The sequence below is a fragment of the Gemmatimonadota bacterium genome (assembly GCA_039715185.1).
Classification (GTDB): domain Bacteria; phylum Gemmatimonadota; class Gemmatimonadetes; order Longimicrobiales; family RSA9; genus DATHRK01.
Map to the genome: position 1 here is coordinate 1 of JBDLIA010000134.1, position 5,792 is coordinate 5,792.

At 71.5% G+C, this 5,792-nt stretch carries 5 protein-coding genes; all 5 read right to left on the reverse strand.

Annotated features, from left to right (window positions below; all coding sequences use genetic code 11):
• A partial coding sequence (locus ABFS34_15545) for a 2-amino-4-hydroxy-6-hydroxymethyldihydropteridine diphosphokinase (protein ID MEN8376842.1) occupies positions 1–196 on the reverse strand: 196 nt, incomplete at its 3' end.
• Positions 197–260: 64 nt separating this feature from the next.
• Positions 261–635, reverse strand: coding sequence for a cupin (locus ABFS34_15550; protein ID MEN8376843.1), 375 nt, complete (start codon positions 633–635; stop codon positions 261–263).
• 79 nt (positions 636–714) lie between these two features.
• Positions 715–2,238, reverse strand: a complete 1,524-nt coding sequence (locus ABFS34_15555; GenBank protein ID MEN8376844.1) for a sodium:solute symporter — start codon at positions 2,236–2,238, stop codon at positions 715–717.
• Positions 2,239–2,269: 31 nt separating this feature from the next.
• The gene (locus ABFS34_15560) at positions 2,270–3,280 is read right to left on the reverse strand and encodes a lyase (protein ID MEN8376845.1); all 1,011 of its coding nucleotides are present in this window, start codon (positions 3,278–3,280) and stop codon (positions 2,270–2,272) included.
• 26 nt (positions 3,281–3,306) lie between these two features.
• Positions 3,307–5,792: glycoside hydrolase family 3 N-terminal domain-containing protein (locus ABFS34_15565; GenBank protein ID MEN8376846.1), on the reverse strand; the 2,486-nt coding region annotated here is incomplete at its 5' end.

The window sequence follows — 5,792 nt, forward strand, 5'->3', positions numbered from 1 at the left end:
TCCGCTCTCTTCCGAGCTGGTCCTCGATTCGGTGGATCGCCTCGAGCAATGCCTCTGGCGTCGAACCCGTGACGCCGGTCGCGGCCAGGTTCCAGAAATCGGGCTGGGCCGCGTTGCCGAGGGGCTCCGTCCGGTACACCCAGGACAGCCCATCTATTTCGATCACCGCCCCGAGCAACTCGAGGCCGGCGGTCATATTCGCGCGTCGGTCGCCGACGTTGGAGCCCAGCCCCAGGTACGCCCGCGCCGTCGAGGGTGGGTCAGACGCGCCCGTAGCGGTCCTGCACCCTGACGACGTCATCCAACTCGGGCGTGGAGGCCTCCAGAATCTCCACGTCGCTCACCGCTTCCAGGCGGTGCAGCGTTCCCTGAACGAGTCGAATACTCTCCCCGACCTCCAGCCCCACCTCCCGCAACTCGTCCTGCGAACTTCCCACCCACAGCTTCACCCGTCCGCGAAGAAGGTGCAGCGTCTCATCCTTCTTCTCGTGGTACTGCAGGGACAGCGCGTGGCCCGCCCGAACAACCAGGACCTTACCCACGTAACCGGGCGCAACTGCCCATATCAGTTCGTGTCCCCAGGGCTTTTCCACCCGTTCGGGAACGAACGGCCCTGGCGTGCTGGCGGGATTCATGCGGCGCCAAGGTAAAGTCGCCCTACGGCCCGGGCAAGCGATCCGCCCCAACCTAAAGCTGACATCTCAACGCGTAGCCTCATCGATCTGTGACGTTTCGGTGACCCGATGATGACCTCTCTCTCACTTCGCTCGAACCTTTCACGGATATTCTCCTGACACCGCCGGCGGCTCGCGTGGCTCCCCAGCCGACCACGACGGTCAGGAGCGCGCCGACCGCAGCGTACCACAGCCCGTGGAAGAGCGGGCGTACGACCCCGAACTGCTGAACCGCCCACAGCGCGGTCATGATCATGAACGTTGTCGCCATGGCGATGACCACCTGGCGCTCGCCCGCGGCGGGCACCACCAGGCCCAGCAGGTAGGCGCCCAGCAGCCCGCCGTAGGTGAACGATGCCACCTGAAGCGCGACCACGACCACCGGCGTGTCCGAAGCCGCGAACTGGAACAGGATCGCGCCGCCGGTCAGGATAACCGCCCAGGCCAGGGTAAACCTGCGGCCCGCCCTGAGCAGGTCGGCGCCGGATCTGCCGGTGAGCGGCGCGTACAGATCCAGCGTGGTGGACGAGGCCAGCGCGTTCAGCGAAGACGACACGGTGGACATCGCGGCGGCCAGCAGCGCGGCCACGATCAGCCCCGCCAGTCCCGGCGGGAACCGCTCGATCACGAAGGCCGTGAGCACCTCGTCGTTGGTCGCGAACGGCCTGCCTCCGTAGTAGGCGAACAGGCCCACGCCCACGGTGAGGAAAAGCGCGAATTGCGCGAACACCAGGAACCCGCTCGCCACCACCGCGCGCCGCGCCGCGGCCAGCCCACGCGCCGCCAGCAGGCGCTGCACGATCAGGTGGTCGACGCCGTGGCTCGCGAGGGAGAGGAACGCCCCGCCCACCAGGCCGGTGACCACCCAGCGCGCGTCCGCAGGCCCCCCGGCCACATGGAGGATCCGGAAGCGGCCGGCGTCGCGGCCCGCGGCCACGATGCCCTCCCACCCGCCCGGCACCGCGCGCACCAGCAGCACGAGCGCGGCCACCCCGCCCACCACGTACAGGGCCATCTGCGCCACGTCCACCCAGACCACCGAGCGCAGGCCGCCGCGGTACGTGTAGAGCAGCGTCGCGCCCCCGGCGAGCGCGATGGCGCCGGCGTAAGGCAGTCCGGTCACGAGCGCCACGGGGATTGCCACGGCGAAGAGGCGCACGCTGTCTCCGAGCGCGCGGGTAACGAGGAACGCCACCGAGGCGAAGCGGCGAGCGGAGGGGCCGAAGCGGTGCTCGAGGAAGGCGTACGCGGTGAGGTAGTCGCCGCGGAAGTAACCGGGCAGCAGCAGCGCGGCGACCGCAACGCGGCCCACCAGATAGCCCGCCGCCAGTTGCAGGAACCAGAAGTCCCCGCCGTAGGACACGGCCGGCACGCTGATGAAGGTGAGCGCGCTGGTTTCGGTCGCCACCACGGAGAGGGAGATGGCCCACCAGGGGAGCCCGCTCCCCGCGAGGAAGTAGTCGCGCGTGCTCTCCTGCCGGCCCCCTGCCAAGGTGCCGAGGGCCACCACCCCCGCCAGGTAGACCCCGACGACGGCGAGATCCAGCGGCCCCAGACCGCTCACCGGGCCGGGGCCTTCGGAGGCGACCTTCGGCTCAGGGGACGGTCACGCGACCGACGGTGTTGGCGTCGGTGCCGAACCAGATTGTGCGAGTGGGGGCGTGGAAGACCATGTGCCTCACCGAGCCGCCGCCGCTCGGAATGGCGGTCTTCACGAAGAAGTATTCTGTTTCGGGATCGAAGCCGATCAGCATGTTCGGTTGCTGCCGCGTTTCGACGAACCAGATGCGGTCCCGGTCGTCGATCGCCATGGCGTACGGACCCGACTGCTCCGCCCCCGGCGCGCGCCACTCGCGAACCGCGCGGGTCTCGGGGTCGAGCCGCCCCACGTAGCCCTGCGCGTAGTCCACGTACCAGACACCGCCGTCGGTGGTCAGCCCGATGCGGCGCGGGCGAGCCTCGGAGCGCGGCAGCCGGATTTCCTCGTACTCCATGGTGGCCGGGTCCACGGTGCCGAGGACGTTGGTGCCCACCTCCGCGATCCAGGGCCGCCCGGCGCCGTCCACCGCTATGCCGTACGGCCTGGCGGCCTGGGTGGGCACGTCGAGCAGCTCCACCTCGCGGGTGCTGCGCGTGAGGCGGCCGACCTTGTTGGAGCTCTGCAGCGTGAACCAGATGTGGTCGTCGCCGCTGAAGACCAGCGTGTGCGGGTCGCGCGCCGCCTCGTCGGGCATCATGACCTTCTCGACGGCGCCGGTTTCGGGGTCCATGATGCCGATGTGCCGCGCCCGGTTGCCCGCGTACCATATGGCGCCCTCGTCGTCCACGATGAGGTTGTGCGGGCCGGCGCCGTCGTCCAGCGGGAAGCGCGTGAACTCCCCGGACTCCGGGTCGAGCACGGCTACGTAGTGGGTGCGCTGTCCCACGAACCACACGCGGCCGTCCGGCGCGACGTAGGGATCGCGCGGGCGGCTGTTCAGGTAGGGCACCCGCCATTCGCGGATCTCCACCGCGCCCGGGAGGTCGATGTCCTGCGCGGTGGCGCCCATGGCGGCCAGCACGATCCCCACCAGCGCGGCCGAAAGCACGCGTGCGATTCCAGGCATTCTTCTCCTCGGGTTGTTCCTCACGATCAGCGTCGCGCTACGTTCGGGCGCGGCCGCGCGGGGGTGTCGACGATGGCACGTTGGACGGCGTCGTGCACGTCGCGCCGCAAATCGAAGATCATGCGGTTCGCCGCCGACGGGTTGATCCTGTTGGTCAGCAGGACCACGAACAGGTCCTGGTCCGGATCGAACCACAGCGACGTGCCGGTGAACCCGGTGTGCCCGAAGGAGCGCTCGGAAAACAGGTCTCCAGCGCTGCTGCGCTCGCTCGGGGTGTCCCACCCCAGCGCCCGGGTGGTACCAGGCCCCTGCGTGCGGACGAACGTCTCGACGGTGGACGAGCGCACGAGCTCGCGACCCGCGAAGCGCCCGCGATCCATCACGAACTGGGCGAGGACGGCCAGGTCGCGGGCGCTGGAGAACAGCCCCGCGTGGCCGGCCACTCCGCCCAGCGCGAAGGCGTTCGGGTCGTGCACGGAGCCCCGCACGTGGCCCCGCCCGCCGGCCCGGTCCACCTCGGTGGGCGCCACGCGCTGCAGGCACTGGCACGGGAAGGCCGTCTGCTCGGGGCTGAAGCCGGTCTCGCGGAGGGACAGCGGTCCGATCACGTAGCGGCGGACGAACTCGTCCAGCCCGAGCCCGGACACGCGCTCGATCACCTTGCCGACGAGGATCGGCCCCAGGTCGCTGTAGACCGTGCGTTCACCGCGTTCGTACGCTGGGTCCAGCGCGGCGATCGCCCTTACCGGCCGCTCGCTGGCGCCGGGCGTCAGCCACAGGCGCTCGAAGGCCGGCAGCCCCGAGTCGTGGCGCAACAGGTTGCGCAGCGACACCGGCGCCAGTGGGCCGGCGGCCGGCCACTCGCTCAGGTACCTGCGCAGAGGTGCGTCGAGCTCCACGTCGCCGGCGTCCGCCAGCATCATCACCGCCGTCGTGGTGGCGAGGGTCTTCGTGAGCGAGGCCAGGTCCCAGATGGTGGAATCGTCCACCGCGGGCGCCCCGGGCGCCCAATCCAGGTGCCCGTAGCCCCGCAGGCGCACCAGCCGGCCCCGCCGCCCCACGGCCAGCGCGGCGCCCGGAGCCGCTCCGCGGGCGATCCACGCCTCCACCGTCGAGTCGACCGCGGCGAGCCCGTCCGCCGCGAGTCCCACCTCTTCCGGGGGCGCCTCGCGCAGCAGGTCATCGCGGGCGCTGCCCAGCGCCTCGCCGTCACCCGGGACGAACAGGCCGTCGCCCACCTCGGCGAACGGCGGGATGGAGATGGGCAGGGTCCCTTCGATGGGCCTCTCCCCCAGCAAGGCGGCCGCCGCGGCCCGCTGCGTCACCGGCTCCTGGCCCCACGCGATCACGTAGGTGCCGGCGCTGGGGATGCGCTGGAGCAGGTACGGGCTGCCGAACGAGGTGACCACCAGTGGGATCCCTTCGCCCTCCACGTACTCGGCGAACGCCGCCGCTTCCTCCGAGAACTGCAGGTCTCCCTGCCAGGCGCGGACGCGCACGAACGGCGCGAAGATCACCGCGTCGGCGCCGTCGGCGGCGCGCCTCAGGGAGTCGGCCAGGAGCGGCAGGTCGTGGTCGTCCACGGTGATGGTGCGAAGCCCCGGGATGCGCTCGTCGAGCGCGGCGCGGAACGGCGCGGCCGGGTCCGGGTCGTTCGGGTCGTCGCTGTAGACCACCGCCAGCACGCGGCCGGTGCGGCGCAGCGGCAGGCGCCCGTCCCGGTCCCGCACCGCGGTGATCGCGCGCGACGCGACCTCCTCGGCCACGCGCGCGTGCGCCCGCGTGCCCAGGCGCTCCGGGATCCGCGAGAAGTCGACGAGCCGCTCGTCGTTGAGGCCGAGCGCCGCCTTCGCCCCCAGCAGCTTGCGGACCGACGCGTCGATCCGCTCCCCGCTCAGTTCGCCGGCCTCCACCGCGCGCTCGATCGCGTCTATGGTGCGCGGCACGCTGCGCGGGATGAGGAGCAGGTCGGCACCCGCGCGCACGGCCAGGATCGCGGCGTCGCCCTCGCCGTACGCGCGCACGATGCCCCCCATCACGAGCGCGTCCGTGACCACGATCCCGTCGAACGCCAGCTCGCCGCGCAGCAGGCCGTCCAGCAGGGCGGGGTTGAGCGTCGCGGGCACGGAGTCGCCGGTCAGCGCCGGGAACGCTATGTGCGCGCTCATCACCGCGCCCGCGCCGGCGTCGATCACGGCGCCGAACGGCACGAGCTCCACGGAGTCGGCGCGCGCGCGGTCCACTCCGATCACCGGCAGCTCGAGGTGGGAGTCGGTGCCGGTGTCGCCGTGCCCGGGGAAGTGCTTGGCGGTGGCGATCATGCCGTGGTCCTGGAGGCCGCGCACGTGCGCGCGGGCGAAGCGCGCCACGGCGGCCGGGTCGGCGCCGTAGCTGCGCACGTTGATGATGGGGTTCTGCGGGTTGTTGTTGACGTCCACCACCGGCGCGAACGCCATGTGGATCCCCACGGCGCGCGCCTCGACGGCGGTGATGCGGCCCATCTCGTAGGCCA

Coding starts and splice junctions, on each gene's coding strand:
- ABFS34_15550 (MEN8376843.1), bottom strand. CDS start 635: ATGAATCCCGCCAGCACGCCAGGGCCGTTCGTTCCCGAACGGGTGGAA.
- ABFS34_15560 (MEN8376845.1), bottom strand. CDS start 3,280: ATGCCTGGAATCGCACGCGTGCTTTCGGCCGCGCTGGTGGGGATCGTG.